At 64.3% G+C, this 16,927-nt stretch carries 16 protein-coding genes and 1 riboswitch; of the genes, 13 read left to right on the top strand and 3 right to left on the bottom strand.

Features of this window, described 5'->3' with window-relative positions; all coding sequences use genetic code 11:
* Position 1 precedes the first annotated feature (1 nt).
* From AC2ETI_RS00680 to AC2ETI_RS00670, 3 genes are read left to right on the top strand one after another with little or no spacing between them, the layout of a single operon-like run.
* The gene (locus tag AC2ETI_RS00680) at positions 2-1,522 is read left to right on the top strand and encodes a TldD/PmbA family protein (protein ID WP_483633443.1); all 1,521 of its coding nucleotides are present in this window, start codon (positions 2-4) and stop codon (positions 1,520-1,522) included.
* Positions 1,519-2,877, top strand: coding sequence for a metallopeptidase TldD-related protein (locus AC2ETI_RS00675; RefSeq protein ID WP_256064489.1), 1,359 nt, complete (start codon positions 1,519-1,521; stop codon positions 2,875-2,877). The genes AC2ETI_RS00680 and AC2ETI_RS00675 overlap by 4 nt, the downstream gene beginning before the upstream one ends.
* A complete protein-coding gene (locus AC2ETI_RS00670) occupies positions 2,877-3,782 on the top strand; it encodes an epimerase (RefSeq protein ID WP_256064484.1) in 906 nt (301 codons plus the stop codon). The genes AC2ETI_RS00675 and AC2ETI_RS00670 overlap by 1 nt, the downstream gene beginning before the upstream one ends.
* Before the next feature lie 5 nt (positions 3,783-3,787).
* Here AC2ETI_RS00670 and AC2ETI_RS00665 read toward each other — a convergent pair whose 3' ends face one another.
* Positions 3,788-4,168, bottom strand: a complete 381-nt coding sequence (locus AC2ETI_RS00665; RefSeq protein ID WP_029255376.1) for a PPOX class F420-dependent oxidoreductase — start codon at positions 4,166-4,168, stop codon at positions 3,788-3,790.
* A gap of 218 nt (positions 4,169-4,386) precedes the next feature.
* Between AC2ETI_RS00665 and AC2ETI_RS00660 the strand changes: the two genes are divergently transcribed.
* Positions 4,387-6,027, top strand: coding sequence for a GMC oxidoreductase (locus AC2ETI_RS00660; RefSeq protein ID WP_483633442.1), 1,641 nt, complete (start codon positions 4,387-4,389; stop codon positions 6,025-6,027).
* Positions 6,028-6,066: 39 nt separating this feature from the next.
* Here AC2ETI_RS00660 and cobN read toward each other — a convergent pair whose 3' ends face one another.
* Positions 6,067-9,687: a cobaltochelatase subunit CobN gene (gene cobN / locus AC2ETI_RS00655; protein ID WP_256064480.1), complete on the bottom strand. Its 3,621-nt coding sequence runs from the start codon at positions 9,685-9,687 to the stop codon at positions 6,067-6,069.
* 39 nt (positions 9,688-9,726) lie between these two features.
* Positions 9,727-9,859, bottom strand: a riboswitch (cobalamin riboswitch).
* A 51-nt stretch (positions 9,860-9,910) separates the two neighbouring features.
* Between cobN and cobG the strand changes: the two genes are divergently transcribed.
* The 9 genes from cobG (at position 9,911) to AC2ETI_RS00610 (ending at position 15,663) form a co-directional block, all read left to right on the top strand.
* On the top strand, positions 9,911-11,053 hold the full coding sequence (gene cobG / locus AC2ETI_RS00650; protein ID WP_256064479.1) for a precorrin-3B synthase: 1,143 nt from the start codon (positions 9,911-9,913) through the stop codon (positions 11,051-11,053).
* Positions 11,054-11,072: 19 nt separating this feature from the next.
* The gene (locus AC2ETI_RS00645) at positions 11,073-11,699 is read left to right on the top strand and encodes a precorrin-8X methylmutase (RefSeq protein WP_007729839.1); all 627 of its coding nucleotides are present in this window, start codon (positions 11,073-11,075) and stop codon (positions 11,697-11,699) included.
* On the top strand, positions 11,696-13,183 hold the full coding sequence (cobJ, locus tag AC2ETI_RS00640) for a precorrin-3B C(17)-methyltransferase (protein ID WP_047270543.1): 1,488 nt from the start codon (positions 11,696-11,698) through the stop codon (positions 13,181-13,183). Before AC2ETI_RS00645 ends, cobJ begins: the two co-directional genes overlap by 4 nt.
* A gap of 26 nt (positions 13,184-13,209) precedes the next feature.
* Entirely contained in the window at positions 13,210-13,569 is a 360-nt protein-coding gene (locus tag AC2ETI_RS00635; RefSeq protein ID WP_078377497.1) for an HNH endonuclease, read from the top strand.
* Positions 13,566-13,970, top strand: coding sequence for a nuclear transport factor 2 family protein (locus AC2ETI_RS00630; protein ID WP_256064471.1), 405 nt, complete (start codon positions 13,566-13,568; stop codon positions 13,968-13,970). The genes AC2ETI_RS00635 and AC2ETI_RS00630 overlap by 4 nt, the downstream gene beginning before the upstream one ends.
* A gap of 106 nt (positions 13,971-14,076) precedes the next feature.
* On the top strand, positions 14,077-14,328 hold the full coding sequence (locus AC2ETI_RS00625; RefSeq protein ID WP_021344304.1) for a hypothetical protein: 252 nt from the start codon (positions 14,077-14,079) through the stop codon (positions 14,326-14,328).
* Complete coding sequence (locus AC2ETI_RS00620) at positions 14,325-14,657, top strand: type II toxin-antitoxin system HicB family antitoxin (RefSeq protein WP_020969654.1); 333 nt, start codon at positions 14,325-14,327, stop codon at positions 14,655-14,657. Before AC2ETI_RS00625 ends, AC2ETI_RS00620 begins: the two co-directional genes overlap by 4 nt.
* A gap of 98 nt (positions 14,658-14,755) precedes the next feature.
* Positions 14,756-14,995, top strand: coding sequence for a PLDc N-terminal domain-containing protein (locus tag AC2ETI_RS00615; RefSeq protein WP_020907792.1), 240 nt, complete (start codon positions 14,756-14,758; stop codon positions 14,993-14,995).
* Between the two features lie 77 nt (positions 14,996-15,072).
* Positions 15,073-15,663 (top strand): dihydrofolate reductase family protein, encoded by a 591-nt coding sequence (locus tag AC2ETI_RS00610; RefSeq protein WP_256064469.1) that lies wholly within the window; start codon positions 15,073-15,075, stop codon positions 15,661-15,663.
* Between the two features lie 422 nt (positions 15,664-16,085).
* On the opposite strand, the gene AC2ETI_RS00605 is transcribed toward AC2ETI_RS00610, so the two are convergent.
* Positions 16,086-16,868, bottom strand: coding sequence for an alpha/beta hydrolase (locus AC2ETI_RS00605; RefSeq protein ID WP_483633441.1), 783 nt, complete (start codon positions 16,866-16,868; stop codon positions 16,086-16,088).
* Positions 16,869-16,927 lie beyond the last annotated feature (59 nt).

Here is a 16,927-nt window from a genome sequence, read left to right as displayed (position 1 = left end):
CGTGACCGTCACCCGAGATGTCGATGCAGATTTCCTCGCCCTCCCGCTGCGAGCTGTCGCTGATGCGGCGCTGTCGGCAGCGAGAACAGCCGGCGCTCAGCACGCCGATGTTCGTGTCCACCGCGTGCTCACACAGTCGATCCGCTTGCGCGACGGCGTAGTTCAGGCGGTGTCCGACGGAGACGAGATCGGGGTCGCCGTCCGTGTGATCGTCGACGGCACGTGGGGATTCGCCTCGCACGCCGAGGTATCCCCTGACGTCGCGGCTGCGCTGGCACGCCAAGCGGTCGAGGTTGCGAAGGCATTACGCTCGCTCAATCGGGATCCGGTCACCCTCGCCGACGAACCCGTCTACGCCGACGCGACGTGGGTGTCCCCGTACCTCGAAGATCCCTTCGCGACACCGACGGCCGACAAGGTAGCGCTGCTGGTCGACTACTCCGGACGGCTTCAAGCCGCTGACGGTGTGGATCACGTCACGGCGAGTGTCCTCCAGGTCAAGGAGCAGACTTTCTACGCGGATCTGGCCGGTTCGTCGATCACCCAGCAACGGGTGCGTCTGCACCCCGAGTTCGAGGCGACCGCCGTCGACAAATCGGCCGGCAGCTTCGAATCGATGCGCACCTTGGCGCCGCCGGTAGGTCGCGGATGGGAGTACCTCGGGGCGGAGAGCACATGGAACTGGGGTGAAGAGCTCGCGCAGATCCCGGAGTGGCTGGCCGAGAAGACCAAGGCGCCCACTGTCGAAGCAGGTCCGACCGACCTCGTGATCGATCCGACCAATCTGTGGCTCACGATCCACGAATCCATCGGACACGCCACCGAATACGACCGGGCGATCGGCTACGAAGCGGCCTACGCCGGTACGTCGTTCGCGACGCCGGACAAGCTGGGAACGCTGAAATACGGAACGCCACTCATGCACGTGACCGCCGATCGTAACGAAGAGCACGGCCTGGCCAGCGTCGGATTCGACGACGACGGCGTCGCCTCTCAACGGTGGGATCTGGTGGCAGACGGAACACTGGTCGGGTATCAACTAGACCGCGTGTTCGCGCGGAGGCTGGGGCTGACGCGTTCCAACGGCTGCTCGTACGCCGACTCCGCACATCACGTTCCCATCCAGCGAATGGCCAACGTCTCGCTCTCCCCCGACCCTTCTACGGACACCTCGACCGCAGACCTGATCTCGCGAGTCGAGAACGGCATCTACGTCGTCGGTGACAAGTCCTGGTCGATCGACATGCAGCGCTACAACTTCCAGTTCACCGGTCAGCGGTTCTTCAAGATCCGTGACGGAAAGCTCGACGGTCAGGTGCGTGACGTGGCGTATCAGGCGACGACGACGGATTTCTGGGGCTCGATGGAAGCCGTTGGCGGTGAGTCGACCTGGCGCCTGCAGGGCGCATTCAACTGCGGCAAGGCGCAACCCGGTCAGGTTGCGGCGGTCAGCCACGGCTGCCCGTCCGCTCTGTTCCGCGGAGTCAACATCCTCAATACTCGTTCGGAGGCTCAGCAGTGATCGATCCGCAGCAGGTCGTCGAGCGTGCATTGGCCGCGAGGACGGTAGACGAATCGTTGGTGATCGTGACCGATGCGAGTGAGGCGTCGCTGCGGTGGGCCAACAATTCGATGACCACCAACGGAGTTTCGCTGTCCCGGACGTGGACGGTGATCTCGATCGTGCGCGAGGGTGACATCGCGAAGGTGGGCACTGTCAGTTCCAGCAGTGTCGATCCGGAGCAGATTTCCGCACTCGTACAGGCAAGCGAACAGGCTGCGCGCACAGCCACTCCGGCTGACGACGCGTCCGACCTGATCACGCAGTCGGCGGCAGAGACCGACTGGGACCTGCCGGCCGCCCTGACCGACATCGGTGTCTTTGCGCAGTTGGCTGCCGACCTGTCCACGGCCTTCGACGGTGATGACCAGTTGTTCGGCTTCGCTCACCACCAGTTGCACACCACCTGGCTCGGAACTTCGACGGGCGTGCGACGTAGAACGGCTCAGGCCACCGGCTCCGTGGAGATCAACGGCAAGCGCGGCGACGCCAGCGCCTGGGTCGGATCCGGAACTGTCGATTTCACTGACATTTCAGCGCCGAACCTTTTGTCGCAGTTGACCACTCGACTCGATTGGGCGGAAAATTCGGTCAGTCTGCCCGCCGGCCGCTACGAGACGATTCTTCCGCCTTCGGCTGTCGCGGACCTGATGATCTATCTGATGTGGACCATGGAGGGGCGCGGCGCCGAAGAGGGCCACACCGCACTTTCCACCACCGGTGGTACCCGGATCGGCGAGAAGCTCGGATTGCCACTGACACTCACCTCCGACCCCCGCGCCGAGGGCTTGCAGTCCGCGCCGTTCGTGATCACGACGTCGTCGAGTGAATCCGTCTCACTGTTCGACAACGGTATGGAGATCGAACCCGTCGACTGGGTCCGAGACGGCGTCGTCAATGCACTGGCGTACCCGCGCCACGCTGCACGAGAATTCGGTCGACCTGTCGCAGTTCCCGGCGACAATCTCATCCTGACCGGTGGTGACGACACCTCGATCGAGGACATGATCGCAGGTACCGAGAAGGGGCTACTGCTCACAACCCTCTGGTACATCCGTGAGGTGGATCCGACGACGCTGCTGTTGACCGGACTCACCCGTGACGGGGTGTATTTGATCGAGGACGGCAAGATCGTCGGCGCCGTCAACAACTTCCGTTTCAACGAGAGCCCGCTCGATCTCCTGCGGCGGGTCACCGAGGCTGGACGCACCGAGATCACGCTTCCCCGCGAGTGGAAAGACTGGTTCACCCGCACGGCCATGCCGCCCATGCGGATTCCCGACTTCCGCATGTCCTCGGTCAGCCAGGCGCAGTGATGACGAAGGTCGTGATCGCCGGCGGCACCGGCGCTCTCGGCCGCCGAATCAGCGACGATCTCGCCGACCGTGGGTATGACGTCGTGGTCCTGACTCGGTCACCGAAACCCGGCGGGCACAGGCAGGTTCAGTGGGACGGTGTCACGGTCGGCGACTGGGCAGGAGAACTCGACGGCGCCGCGGTGATCAATCTGGCCGGCGAGTTGGTCGATCGCCGACCCACCCCGGCAAACATCGCACTGCTCACCAACTCCCGAGTCGGTCCGACCCGCGCGCTGGTCGAAGCGTCGAAACTACTGGCGCACCCTGTTCCGGTGTGGATCCAAGCGAGCACGCTCGCAATCTACGGCGACGCCGGAGAGACCCGACTCGACGAGGCTTCCCCACTCGCTGACGGACCACCTCAGATGACCGACGTCGCAAAGGACTGGGAGGCAGCGGTCGAGGGAGCAAACACGTCACGAGTAGTGATCCTGCGAACCAGCGTCGTATTGGAGAAGGGCACACCGGCGCTAGAGCGACTCCTGTTGCTCGTACGTCTCGGTCTGGGCGGACGCGTTGCGTCAGGTCGACAATGGACAAGTTGGATTCACATCGACGACTGGCTGTCGATCGTTCGTTGGACCCTCGAACCCGATTCGGCTGCCTCGGGCGTGGTCATCGCGACTGCCCCGGATCCCGTCCGCAATTCAGAACTGATGGCCGGGCTGCGCAAGCACCTTCACCGGCCACCTGCACCGCCGACGCCCGCTGTCATGGTCAGATTCGGCGCGTTCCTGCTGCGCAGCGACGCTGCCTTGGGCCTGACGGGTCGTCACGCCGTGTCGAAAGTGCTGACGGACAACGGCTTCCCCTTCACCTATCCGCGGTTCGATTCAGCGTTGGACGATCTGCTCGGCAACTGACGCGGTCAAGCTGCAGTGATGGCAAGTCCGATCGTTCCGGTCTTGCCGCGGCGCAGGAGACTGCCTTTCATGGTGATCCAGCCAAGGATTCCGTAGCGACGCGCGATCGCGTCGCGAGCATGATCGGTGCCCGGCGCGTCGAGGATCTCGGCGACGGCGGCAACCGGTTCACCCTTCGGATTTCCCCGCGCGTCACACGCGGCGACTGTGACCGAGGGGTTTCGCTTGATGCGCTTGACCTTGTAGGAATCGGTGACGGTCCACATCAGGAGCTTGTCGCCGTCCGGCGCGGCCCAGAGCGGCGTCGCCACCGGCGTTCCGTCCTTGCGGAAGGTCGTGAGTAGGACGTACTTGGCCTCGGAGACGCGCTTGAAGTCGGAGTTCACTCCTCGAGGATAGGGGCGGGAACCTCTCACTGGACACCGATGAGCCTCGGCGACTATCCGGCGACCTTCCACAATCGGCTGAAACATGCCACTTATGCACGTTTTATCCGGTTTCTGCGCACATCCAACATGCCGTTTCGTCCCCAACCTCCATCTCGAGTTATTCTGAGGCAAATCGTCGAACTGGGGAGTCGAACAAACACATGCAGCGTCGTGACATGCAGCGTCGTGACTTTTTCAAAGCGGCCGGAGTGGGGGCAGCAGTTGCAGCCGCGACACCGCTCATGTCGACCTCGATCAGCCACGCCGCCCCCGCGCCTCTTCGTGCGCTACCGATGGGTGCCGATCACTACCGCGCACTCGTCCCCGAGTTGTTCGTACCCTCGCCCACTCCCCCGGAACATTCCGAAGCCATCGTCATCGGGTCAGGTTTCGGCGCCAGCGCGACCGCTCTCCGGTTGGCGCAGAGCGGCACCCAGGTCACCATCCTCGAACGCGGACTCCGATGGCCGCATGATCCGCAGCGGGAGATTCACACCTCCGACATGCTGGCCGACGGCCGCGGAGTTTTCCGGCGCACATCGTTCACCAACCTCACCGGACTCCCGGTGGTGTGCGACTACTTCAGCGGCGTCCTCGATGCCACCGACTACGAACACATCTCGGTCTGGCGCGGCGCTGCAGTCGGCGGTGGTTCCATCATCTTCACCGGCGTGATGATCGCGCCCGAGCGCCGATTCTTCGACGCAGTCTTCGGCAACTCCCTCGATTACGACGAGATGGCGTCCACCTGGTACCCCAAGGTGCGCCAGATGCTGCGTCTGAGCCCGTTGCCCGAAGACATTTACCAAACCCCGAATTTCGGCCACTCGCGTCGTTGGGATCAGGACGCTCGTCGTGCCGGATTCGATCCGCAGCGGATCGACGGGATCTGGAACTGGGACGTGGTGCGCTCAGAACTCGACGGCCGAACCCGAGCCTCGGCCACTGTCGGTGACAGCAACATGGGTAACTCCAACGGCGCGAAGTTCGACCTCACACAGAACTACATTCCTGCCGCCGAAGCCACCGGACGAGCCACCGTCTGTTACGGACATCAGGTGCTCGCGATCAGTCGCGAACGTGATGGACGCTACGTCGTCGACGTCGAATCGACGGATCCGACGGGTGGCGTTCTGGCCCGGAAGACTCTTACCTGTGACCGTCTGTTCCTCGGCGCCGGCTCGATCGGCACGTCCGAACTGTTGGTACGCGCCCAGGCGACGGGCGCGCTGCCGAACCTCAACGAACACGTCGGTAAGGGCTGGGGAACGAACGGCGACGCCGGGATGGTGCGCTCGTTCGGCTTCAGTGACGGCACTGCGCAAGCCGCACCGTCGGCATCACGCATCGTCGACGAGTCGGGAATGCCACTCTCCCTGGAAAACTGGTACGTCCCCGGCCTACCCGTCAACATCGGCATGCTCGGAACCTTGGGTATGACCCTCGATTCGCAGCGCGCCGACTTCGCCTACGACGGGGGCAACGATCGGGTGGTGCTGAACTGGCCGAAGAACGGCAACGACGCCACCGTCGAGGCCCTGCGCGCCGTCCAGAACAAGATGGCCTTCGCCGGCACCACGCTGCCGTCCGCCTTGCCGTTCGCGAAGGACGTCAATTCCTCGTTCACCGCGCATCCCCTCGGCGGTGCGGTTCTGGGCAAGGCCACTGACAGCTACGGGCGAGTCAAGGGCTACGACGGCCTGTACGTGATGGACGGCGCTGCTATTCCGGGCAGCACCGGCACCGTCAATCCGTCACTGACAATCACTGCTCTGGCGGAGCGGAACATCGCTCAGATCATCAAGTCCGGACGCTGAAGCACTTCAGCGCCCGGACCTGCTGATGATTCTCGAGGTTTACTCCCCCTCGAGTTCGCCTTCGGTTTCGAGGTACACCTGACGCAAGCCGTCGAGTGTCTTCTGCTCGGGGTGCTCCCACATGTTGCGCTCGGCGGCTTCGAGGAGCCGCTCGGCGATTCCGTGTAGTGCCCACGGGTTGGATTGCGTCATGAACTTCTGGTTCTGCTCGTCCAGAACGTAGGTCTCGGCGAGCTTTTCGTACATCCAGTCCGCGACCACGTTGGTGGTGGCGTCGTACCCGAAGAGGTAGTCGACCGTGGCCGCCATCTCGAAGGCACCCTTGTACCCATGACGGCGCATCGCGTCGAGCCAGCGGGGATTGACCACGCGCGCCCGGAAGACACGTGCGGTCTCTTCCGAAAGTGTGCGTGTGCGAACCGATTCCGGCCTAGTGCTGTCGCCGATATATGCCTCGGGCGACTTTCCGGTCAGCGCGCGCACGGTGGCAACCATGCCGCCGTGGTACTGGAAGTAGTCGTCCGAATCGGCGATGTCGTGCTCACGTGTGTCGGTGTTCTTGGCCGCCACGTTGATTCGACGGTAAGCACTGCGCATGTCGTCGGCTGCCGGGATTCCGTCGAGCCCACGGCCGTACGCGAAGCCGCCCCAGTTGGTGTACACCTCGGCGAGGTCGTCGTCACCGCGCCAGGTCTTGGAGTCGATGAGTTGCAGCAGTCCGGCGCCGTAGGTTCCGGGCTTCGAACCGAAGATACGGGTGGTCGCACGCCTGGCGTCGCCGTGCTCGGCAAGGTCGGCCTGTGAGTGGGCGCGCACGTAGTTCTGCTCGTCCGTCTCGTCCAGTGCCGCGACCAGCTGAACGGCGTCGTCGAGCAGTGCGAGCACGTGCGGGAACGCATCACGGAAGAATCCGGAGATGCGGACGGTGACGTCGATGCGCGGGCGGCCGAGTTCTTCGAGATCGATGACTTCGAGGTTGACGACGCGTCGGCTTGCTTCGTCCCAGACGGGGCGAACACCGAGGAGCGCGAACACTTCGGCGATGTCGTCGCCGGAGGTACGCATGGCGGCGGTTCCCCACACCGACAGACCCACCGAGCGCGGGTATTCGCCGTGATCGGCGAGATAGCGAGCGGCGAGCGACTCGGCCATCGCCTGACCGGTCTCCCACGCCAGACGTGAAGGAACTGCCTTGGGGTCGACGGAGTAGAAGTTACGACCAGTGGGAAGAACGTTGATCAGGCCGCGCAGCGGCGAACCGCTCGGACCCGCGGCGATGAATCCGCCGTCGAGCGCGTGCAGGACCTGCTTGATCTCGTTGTCCGTCTGCCGCAGACGCGGAACCACTTCGGTGGCCGCGAACTGCAGGATCTTCACGACGGTCTCGTCGTCGCTGAGTTGTTCTGCCGCAGCGGGGTTCCAATCGGCGTCGTACATGCCGCGAACCAGAGCGTGCGCCTTTTCCTCGACGTCGTCGACACGGCTGCGCGACTCGTCGCCGTCTTCGCTGAGCCCGAGTGCTTCACGCAAACCGGGGACGCTCTGTTCGCCGCCCCACATCTGACGGGCACGCAGCATGGCGAGGACCAGTTCGATTTCGGCGTCGCCCTGGGGTGCACGGCCGAGAATGTGCAGACCGTCGCGGATCTGGACGTCCTTGATCTCGCACAGCCAACCGTCGACGTGCAGGAGCATGTCGTCGAACACGTCTTCTTCAGGCCGCTCGGCGAGGCCGAGGTCGTGGTCCATCTTGGCGGCACGCATCAGTGTCCAGATCTGCTGGCGAATAGCCGGGAGCTTGGACGGATCGAGTGCGGAAATGTTGGAGTGCTCGTCGAGCAGTTGCTCGAGGCGGGAGATGTCGCCGTAGCTTTCGGCACGGGCCATCGGCGGGATCAGATGATCGACGAGCGTCGCGTGAGCACGACGCTTGGCCTGTGTTCCTTCGCCCGGGTCGTTGACCAGGAACGGGTAGATCAGCGGCAGGTCGCCGAGCGCTGCGTCGGTGCCGCAATTGCTGGACATGCCGAGTGTCTTGCCCGGCAACCATTCGAGGTTGCCGTGCTTGCCGAGGTGCACAACGGCGTCGGCGCCGAATCCGCCGTTGTCCGGGGTGGCAGCGATCCAGCGGTAGGCCGCGAGGTAGTGGTGGCTCGGCGGCAGATCCGGGTCGTGGTAGATCGCGACGGGCTTCTCACCGAATCCCCGCGGCGGCTGGACCATGAGCACGATGTTGTTGAATCGCAGTGCCGCGATGACGATTTCGCCGTCCGGATCCTGCGAGCGATCGACGTACAGCTCGCCGGGCGCTGCACCCCAGTGTTCTTCGACACCGCTGCGCAGTTCCTCGGGCAGGGTGGCGAACCAGTCGCGGTACTTCGCTGCCGAGATGCGGATCGGATTGCCCTCTAGCTGCTCGGCAGTGAGCCAGTCGGGATCCTGGCCGCCGGCCGCGATCAGGGCGTGGATCAGCGCATCGCCGTCCTTGGCTGCCAGGCCGGGAACTGCGTCAGGGCCGTCGACCGGACCGAGGTCGTAACCGGCAGAACGCATTTCGGTGAGCAGATCGATTGCGCTCGCCGGAGTGTCGAGGCCGACGGCGTTGCCGATACGGGCGTGCTTGGTCGGGTACGCCGAGAGCATCAGAGCAACGCGACGCTGGGTGGTCGGAATGTGGCGAAGCTTGCCGTGACGGACAGCGATGCCGGCGACACGGGCAGCGCGCTCGACATCGGGGACGTACGTGGACAGCCCGTCGGAGTCGATTTCCTTGAAGGAGAACGGGACGGTGATGATGCGACCGTCGAACTCCGGCACCGCCACCTGCGTCGCGACGTCGAGAGGCGACAGTCCGTCGTCGTTCTCGTCCCAGGTGGCGCGGCTACTGGTCAGGCACAGCCCCTGCAGGATCGGGACGTCGAGTGCAGCGAGTGCGGCGACGTCCCAGGCTTCGTCGTCCCCACCAGCGGACGCGGTGGCGGGCTTGGTGCCGCCGGCAGCAAGAACTGTCACGACCATGGCGTCGGCGCGGCGGAGCGTGCTCAAAAGTTCGGCTTCTGCGGTTCGCAGAGATGCGCAGTAGATCGGGAGCGCGGTGCCACCGGCCTCGGCGACCGCGTCGCACAACGCCTGGATATACCGGGTGTTTCCGGCCAAATGCTGGGCGCGGTAGTACAGAACTGCGATGACCGGACCGCTCGCCGAGTCGAGATCGGGCGCGAAATCAGCGATGCCCCAGGAAGGCAGGTGAGCCGGCGGCTCGAAACCGTGGCCGGTGAGCAGGACGGTGTCGGAGAGGAAGTGGTGCAGCTGTGCCAGATTCTGTGTGCCACCCTCAGCCAGGTAGTTGTGCGCCTCGGCAGCAACACCGGCGGAGACCGTCGAGCACTCCATGAGGTCGGCATCCGGCGCGTGCTCGCCGCCGAGAACGACTACGGGGAGTCCGGAGGCGAGGACCATCTCCAAGCCGTCTTCCCAGCTGCGACGGCTGCCGAGGATACGAACGATCACGAGGTCGACGCCGTCGAGCAAGGGCGGCAAGTCCTCCGAGACCAGCAAGCGTGAGGGGTTGGCCCAGCGATAGGAGACGCCGTCGCCGGCTTCCTGGCTGGCGCGGGCGCTCAGCAGATCGGTGTCGGACGTGGAGAGCAGAAGAATCACGGGTGAAGCCTTCCTGGGGTTTCGCGCCCCGTGGCACAGATCTGTCATCGACGGCGGTTGAGGGTCTGACTCGTGTTTCCGAGCGGAAACACGTCCCGCTCGAGCAACACTCACAGTGGCGCGACCGCACCGGACTTTCACCGGTTTCCTCAACTGCCGTCACTGGTGGTGGTGATGCTACCGGTCCGCAGAAGGCACTCATGACAGGTCGTACCCTGGAGCCATGCCCACGGACCGTTCACAGCCAGACGCGTGCCCGGGTGCACTGCAAGTTCACCACGCCGCCGACGGCGCACTGGCACGCGTGCGCCTACCCGGCGGACTCCTCACCCCGGTCCAATTGCAGACGCTCGCCGACGCAGCGCGCGATCTCGGCAACGGGCAGATGGAACTCACCTCGAGGGGCAACGTCCAACTGCGCTCGGTCTCGGATCCCGAAGCTTTCGCAGCGCGAATCGCGTCGGCCGGCCTGCTGCCGTCCGCGACGCACGAGCGAGTGCGCAACATCCTCGCGTCCCCACTGTCCGGCCGTATCGGGGGCGTAGCCGACATTCGTGAACTGGTCCACCGTCTCGATTCGGCGATCCAAGCGGATCAAGCATTGGCGGATCTGCCAGGGCGAACCCTGTTCACCCTCGACGACGGGCGCGGAGACATCACCGGGCTACGGGGCGATTTCGGACTCCATGCGCGCAGCGCCACCGAGCATTCACTGGTGCTCGCCGGTCACCACACCACTCATCTCGTCCAGGCGGACGACGCCGTCGAATTGCTCCTCGAGGCGGCTCGATCATTCCTCGACGTCCGCGACAAGCACTGGCGCCTGGCCGAGGTTCCGGACGGAATCGAACGCACCCTCGAGCAGCTGGGTCTGAGCGCCGAGTCCACCGGTGCTGCGGACCTCACGCCGGATGCACGGCCCACCATCGGCTGGCTCGAGCAGCGCGACGGGACCGTAGCCCTGGGCGGAGGCTTGCGATTCGGGCTGCTCGACGCTCGGCTGGCCGAGTTCCTGGCCGCCGTCGACAAGCCCGTTGTCGTGACGCCGTGGCGATCGGTGCACATCTTCGACCTCGACGAATGGGCTGCCGAGCAGGTAGTCCGGGTGTTGGCGCCGATGGGGTTGATCTTCGACGAGAACTCACCGTGGCTCGACGTCACCGCCTGCACCGGAAGCCCGGGATGCGAGAAGTCGCTCGCCGATGTGCGCACCGACGCAATCACCGCCGTCGAGCAGGCAGAACTGCCCGTCGTCGGGCGCCAGCACTGGGCCGGGTGCGACCGCAGCTGCGGACGTCCCCGCGGGGACGTAGCGGATGTGATTGCGACGAGTGACGGTTACCGGGTGAATCCGGCCGATCGGTGATGCCTCTATCGTGTGGCACATGATCGAGTACATCCGTGACGGCGCGGAAATCTATCGCCAGTCCTTTGCCACCATTCGGGCCGAAGCCGACCTGAGCCGTTTCCCGGCGGATGTCTCGCAAGCTGTAGTGCGCATGATTCATGCAAGTGGCCAGGTCGATCTCGTCGACGACGTCGCCTTTACACCCGGTGTCGTCTCGGCTGCGCGCGCAGCTCTGCGCGACGGCGCGCCGATCTTCTGCGACGCCCAGATGGTGGCTGCCGGCATCACGCGCAAGCGTCTGCCCGCCGGTAACGACGTCATCTGCACCCTCGGCGATCCGCGGGTTCCCGTGCTGGCGTCGACCATCGACAACACTCGCTCGGCGGCTGCTCTCGAACTGTGGGGAGCCAAGCTCGAGGGCGCTGTTGTCGCGATCGGAAACGCACCCACCGCACTGTTCCATCTCCTGAACCTCATCGAAGCCGGCGCACCCCGTCCGGCCGCCATCGTCGGAGGTCCGGTCGGCTTCATCGGCGCTGCCGAGTCGAAGGAAGCCCTCATCGAACACGCCAGCGGGATCGATCATCTCGTTCTCCGCGGCCGACGCGGCGGCAGCGCGATCACCGCGGCCGTCGTCAATGCGATTGCGAGCGAAGTCGAATGAGTGCAGGCAAGCTCTGGGGTGTCGGTATCGGCCCCGGCGATCCCGAATTGGTGACCGTCAAGGCCGCCCGCGTCATCGGCGAGGCCGATGTGGTTGCGTTCCACTCCGCGAGGCACGGCAAGAGCATCTCCCGCGGAGTTGCAGCGCCGTACATGCGCGAAGGACAGATCGAAGAACACCTCGTCTACCCCGTGACCACCGAGACCGTTGATCATCCCGGCGGATACCAGGGCGCGATGGACGAATTCTACGAAGCGGCTGCCGAACGGCTGGCAGTTCACCTCGCGGCCGGTCGAACCGTTGCCCTGCTCGCGGCCGGCGATCCGCTCTTCTACAGCTCCTACATGCACATGCACAAGAGGCTGGCCGATCGCTTCGACGCCGAAGTGATTCCCGGTGTCACCTCCGTCAGCGCGGCATCTGCTGCACTCGGAAAGCCGCTGGTCGAGGGTGAAGAAATCCTGACGATCCTGCCCGGAACATTGCCGCAGGCCGAGCTGACCAGGCGGCTCAAGGAAACCGACGCCGCTGCCATCCTCAAGCTCGGACGCACGTTCCCGCCGGTCCTGCAATCGCTCGAGGATTCCGGCCGCTTGGATGAAGCGCACTACGTCGAGCGCGCGAGCACCACACGTCAACGCGTCGAATCCGCTGCCGAGGTCGACCCGGACGGAGTTCCGTACTTCTCGATCGCCATCGTTCCGAGCCCGTCGAACAACCCTCGACCCGCAACCGAATCCCGCGGCGAGGTGGTCGTGGTCGGACTCGGGCCGGGCGACACCGCATGGACCACACCCGAAGTGGCGCATGAGCTTTCGTTGGCCACCGACCTCGTCGGCTACGGCCCTTACGTCGATCGCGTGCCGACGCGTCCGGGCCAGCGGCGCCATTCCAGCGACAACCGCGTCGAAGCCGAACGCGCCGCGATGGCGTTGGACCTGGCGAAGAACGGCGCCCGTGTAGCTGTCGTCTCCTCGGGTGATCCCGGCGTATTCGCCATGGCTGCAGCAGTTCTCGAAGTTGCCGCCGAAGACCAGTGGCGCGGGGTCCCGGTCCGCATCCTTCCCGGTATGACGGCGGCAAACGCTGTCGCCAGTCGCGTCGGCGCTCCCCTCGGGCACGACTATGCGGTGCTCTCCCTCTCCGATCGCCTCAAGCCGTGGGATGTCGTCGCTCGCCGTATCTCGGCAGTTGCAGCCGCAGATATGGCATTTGCGGTCTACAACCCGGCGTCGAAGTCGCGGACGTGGCAGGTCCAAGCCATGAAGGACCTCGTACTCGAACACCGCTCCCCCGATACTCCTGTTGTCATCGGGCGCGATGTTGCCGGCGCCGAGGAATCAGTTCGCGTCGTGACCCTCGGCGAGCTCGAGCCTTCCGAGATCGACATGCGGACTCTGCTGATCGTCGGCTCATCGATGACCACGGTCGTCGAAACCGGTTCGGGCCGTCAGGTGTTCACCCCGCGGCGGTACCCGGAGTAACCACCACTCGGCGATAGCATGGCGTCATGCCCGTCAACCGGACCCGGAAAGCCAGATACGCGCGCAAACGCAAACGCCGAATGGATCTGGTGGAGCACGACCTGTCCGTCGAGCAGTGGTCCGCGCTCAAAGCGGCCTGGGGTGGCTGCGCGTACTGCGGCGAGCCGGACGAGTCGCCGCAGCGTGACTGTGTGCTGGCGATCTCCCGCGGTGGGCGCTACACGCTCGACAACATCGCACCGGCGTGCCGCTCGTGCAATGCAAGCAAATGCAACAGCGAGGTCACTCTCTGGTTGCGGCGCAAGGGGTATGACGAGAAGGCCTTCCTCCTGCGACACGCGGAGATAGGTATCGAGATGAGGGCGCAGTTCTCGGAGCAGTCGTGACGACCCCGCACGAGTTGCGCCCGATCCTCGACGAGTTGATGGAGTTCGAACCTCTGTTTCACCGAACTCGAGTAGCGATGTCACGAGACGAGTTCGATGCGGTCGTCGACCCGGAGTTCCGGGAGATCGGAGCCTCCGGCGCTCGATACACCCGCGACTACGTGCAGTCGGCAGTCGCGAGCCGGCGACTCCGCGGCGAGGTGAACGACGCCGCCGAACTCGGGTGGAGGGTTGACCGGCCGGCGCTGAGCAGGATCGCGCCTGACACCTATCTGGTGACGTACCGGCTGGCGCAGGCGCATCGGGTTACCGAGCGATCATCCATCTGGCGGTTCGCCGAGAATCGATGGAGTGTGTTGTTTCATCAAGGCACAGTCGTCGAAAGTGGTTTGGAAGCGTGAACAGCTCCACCTCCGCCTCGGGAGAGAGAGAATTGCACGGTGTGGGCACTCACACCTTGCGCACTCCGCTGACCCACGGTGATACTAGATGCAGTATCAATATTGCATGGGGAAGAGAGACAAGCTGCTCGCGCAAATGCGGACCGCGCCGCAGAACGTCACCTACGACGAACTGTTCGCACTCTGCATCGATGTCTTCGGCCAGGCCAGGCAGAACGCCGGGTCTCACGCCAAGTTCCAGACGCCGTGGCCGGGACCACGCATCAACATTCAAAAGGGTTCGGGCGGTAAGGCCAAGCAGTACCAGGTAGGGCAAGTTCTGGCAGCAATCGAACGCATGGAAGGAGAATCGCCGTGATCCCCGCAGTGGAGCACTACACATACCGAGTCGAGTGGTACGAACCCGACGGAGAGTTCCTGGGAACCTGCACGGAGTTCCCTGGCCTGTCGTGGCTCGCGGATACCCAAGCAGCCGCGCTCGACGGCATCCGTACAGCGGTGGCCGAGACGCTCGAGGACATGGCAGAGACAGGTGAGCGGATCCCCGAGCCGCTGAGCGATCGCGGATATTCCGGCAAGTTCCAGGTCCGGATCACGCCGACTTTGCACCGCAAGCTGGCACGCGCCGCCGCCGAGGAAGGGGTTTCCCTCAACGCGTTGATCTCCGAACGTCTCGCGTCCGCGTGATCGACGGGGTACCGAGGGAAGGTCGATCTCGCACTAAGCCCAAGAGCTGGAGCGTGTTATTCCAATCAAGTCGCAGCGGTTGAAAGTGGTCTGGAAGCGTGAACGAATCGATCCACAACCCCACCATTCCGCTTTGGGTGGACATCACCTTCACCGTCTTCGTTCTTGCCTGGATCTTCATCACGATTAGCGCGCTCGTGGCGATCGTGCGCACCGACTTCGACCGCTCGGGCGGCAAATTCTGGTGGTCGGCATTGGTGATCGCGGTGCCTGTACTCGGTGCGCTCGTCTGGTTACTGTTCGGTCGACCCCCGCGTGACTCCAGGTCCCGAACCTGATCTACACCGACGGCCCGGCAGTAGTCTGAGTACGGTCCGGTGCTGTCACTCTGCGCGTATCAGGGGAGAACAACGAGATGAGACCACTTCGATACTCGATCAACATCACCCTCGACGGCTGCTGCCATCACGAGGCGGGGCTTCCACCCGACGAGGAGTCGATGCGCTACTGGACCGCTCAGATGGAACGCGCCGATACTTTGCTGTTCGGCCGGGTGACCTACGAGATGATGGAGTCGGCGTGGCGGAAGCCTGCAACGGGCGCGTGGCCTGACTGGATGGACGAGTGGGAGATCCCGTTCGCCGAGGCAATGGACCGGGCGAAGAAGTACGTCGTGTCGAGCACGTTGAGCGGGGTCGATTGGAATGCCGACCTGGTGCTGGGCGACTTGGGGCCAGCAGTTCAGCGACTCAAGGAGCAGCCCGGCGAAGGCCTGTGGGTTGGCGGCGTGACACTCCCCCTGGCATTGGCAGACCAGGGACTGATCGACGAGTACGAGTTCCTTGTGCAACCGGTCCTCGCCGGACACGGACCGACGTTGTTTGCCGGTCTGCGCGAGCGCATCCAGCTTGAGCTCGTCGATCGCCACGAGTTCCAGTCGGGTGCAGTCGCCGTGCGATATCGGCCCACTCAAATACCGCCCCCGGGTCAGGTATCGGACGGGTAGTCGACGCATGGCTGGACATGGGCGGTTGAAACACATGTCGTCGCCTCAGTTCGGACGCGAGAAGAGTTTCCAGTCTTGTTCGGTGTTCGGTGTTCAGTATTGACCGGATACTCGGCACAGCAAGAGCATTAGCCACCGAAGTTCTCCGGACAATCCGCGACGAGATCGAAGCATCGAACTGGATCACGAACAAGTTCGTTCCGCCCGGCGGACCGTAAGGACCACTCGTCGCTATCGAACACTCTGGCCTCTTATTCCACGGGCACTGCACCTCGAGCTGTAAGCATTCCCGGTCGAGGGCCATGCTAGCGCGCACCCTCGCGCGCCTCAGCAAAAATGGCCTAGCTGGACGGCTACTAGCGAGCGAAGGATCGAAATCGCATCGGCGTCCGACACAGGCCGGACGCCGATACGTGTTCACGTCAGCTCACAGGAGCGCCACCGCTCCCGCCGAGGTGGCGGGCGAAGAACCGAGCCGAACTGTCGCGCTCGTAGTCGGGCACCGGATAGTGCCTGCCCGAGTAGGCGTGCAGCGTCTTCTCCTTCGAGCCGAAGGCATCGAACAACGCTATCCCCGACGTGCGGTCGTAATCCTTGTCGTCCCAAGGGATCCGGTACTCGACCGGGACCGTGAGCTTTCGCGCTGCCTCGATGAGGGAGTCGTCCACAAAAACTCCCCCGAAGCTCACGGCAGCGATCCTGGATTCGACCGGGGCCAACATCAGCCCGGTCACGACCCCTAGCGACACGCCGCCGAAGCCGATCGGAGCGTCGGCGTCGACGTCGGGCAGTGTTTGCAGAGCGTCGATGGTCGCCTGCCATTCCGGCACTGCACGCTCCGCCAACGATCGGTTGTACTCGACGACGATCGGGGCGATCGGCTCGTGGGCCGCCCTAGCCTGGTGGATCGCCTCGACCCACTGTTCGTCCTGTGTGTTCTGCGGGCGGTCGCCGTGTCCGGGCGCGTCGATCGCGGCGACTGTGAACCCGTGGGAGCTCACACTGTGGAGTGCGCTGGCAACCAGTCCTGGTGCCTTCTTGTGCATGCCGCCGGAGTGCCCGGACAGCAGAAGGGGTGATTCGACAGATCCGGACGCGGGTGACCAGAGCACACCGGTGATGTCGTCCAGAGTGAAATAGCGTTCGACGACACCGTTCAACGTCGTCTCGGAAGTGAATTCGATGGTCTGAGAATTGGATTGCATGGTGTTACCTTTCGGGATGCCTACTCGAGGCGCTCCCGGCGACACCTACGTCAATCGCC

Source organism: Rhodococcus sp. MurmanLake-1, from assembly GCF_056945715.1.
This window is presented reverse-complemented; position numbering and strand designations above follow the sequence as displayed.

What these genes read in the sequence shown, in the direction of transcription:
- AC2ETI_RS00635 (WP_078377497.1), top strand. Translation starts at nt 13,210, where the DNA reads ATGCCCGTCAACCGGACCCGGAAAGCCAGATACGCGCGCAAACGCAAA.
- AC2ETI_RS00610 (WP_256064469.1), top strand. Translation starts at nt 15,073, where the DNA reads ATGAGACCACTTCGATACTCGATCAACATCACCCTCGACGGCTGCTGC.
- AC2ETI_RS00670 (WP_256064484.1), top strand. Translation starts at nt 2,877, where the DNA reads ATGACGAAGGTCGTGATCGCCGGCGGCACCGGCGCTCTCGGCCGCCGA.
- cobG (WP_256064479.1), top strand. Translation starts at nt 9,911, where the DNA reads ATGCCCACGGACCGTTCACAGCCAGACGCGTGCCCGGGTGCACTGCAA.
- AC2ETI_RS00625 (WP_021344304.1), top strand. Translation starts at nt 14,077, where the DNA reads ATGGGGAAGAGAGACAAGCTGCTCGCGCAAATGCGGACCGCGCCGCAG.
- AC2ETI_RS00660 (WP_483633442.1), top strand. Translation starts at nt 4,387, where the DNA reads ATGCAGCGTCGTGACTTTTTCAAAGCGGCCGGAGTGGGGGCAGCAGTT.
- AC2ETI_RS00605 (WP_483633441.1), bottom strand. Translation starts at nt 16,868, where the DNA reads ATGCAATCCAATTCTCAGACCATCGAATTCACTTCCGAGACGACGTTG.
- cobJ (WP_047270543.1), top strand. Translation starts at nt 11,696, where the DNA reads ATGAGTGCAGGCAAGCTCTGGGGTGTCGGTATCGGCCCCGGCGATCCC.
- AC2ETI_RS00645 (WP_007729839.1), top strand. Translation starts at nt 11,073, where the DNA reads ATGATCGAGTACATCCGTGACGGCGCGGAAATCTATCGCCAGTCCTTT.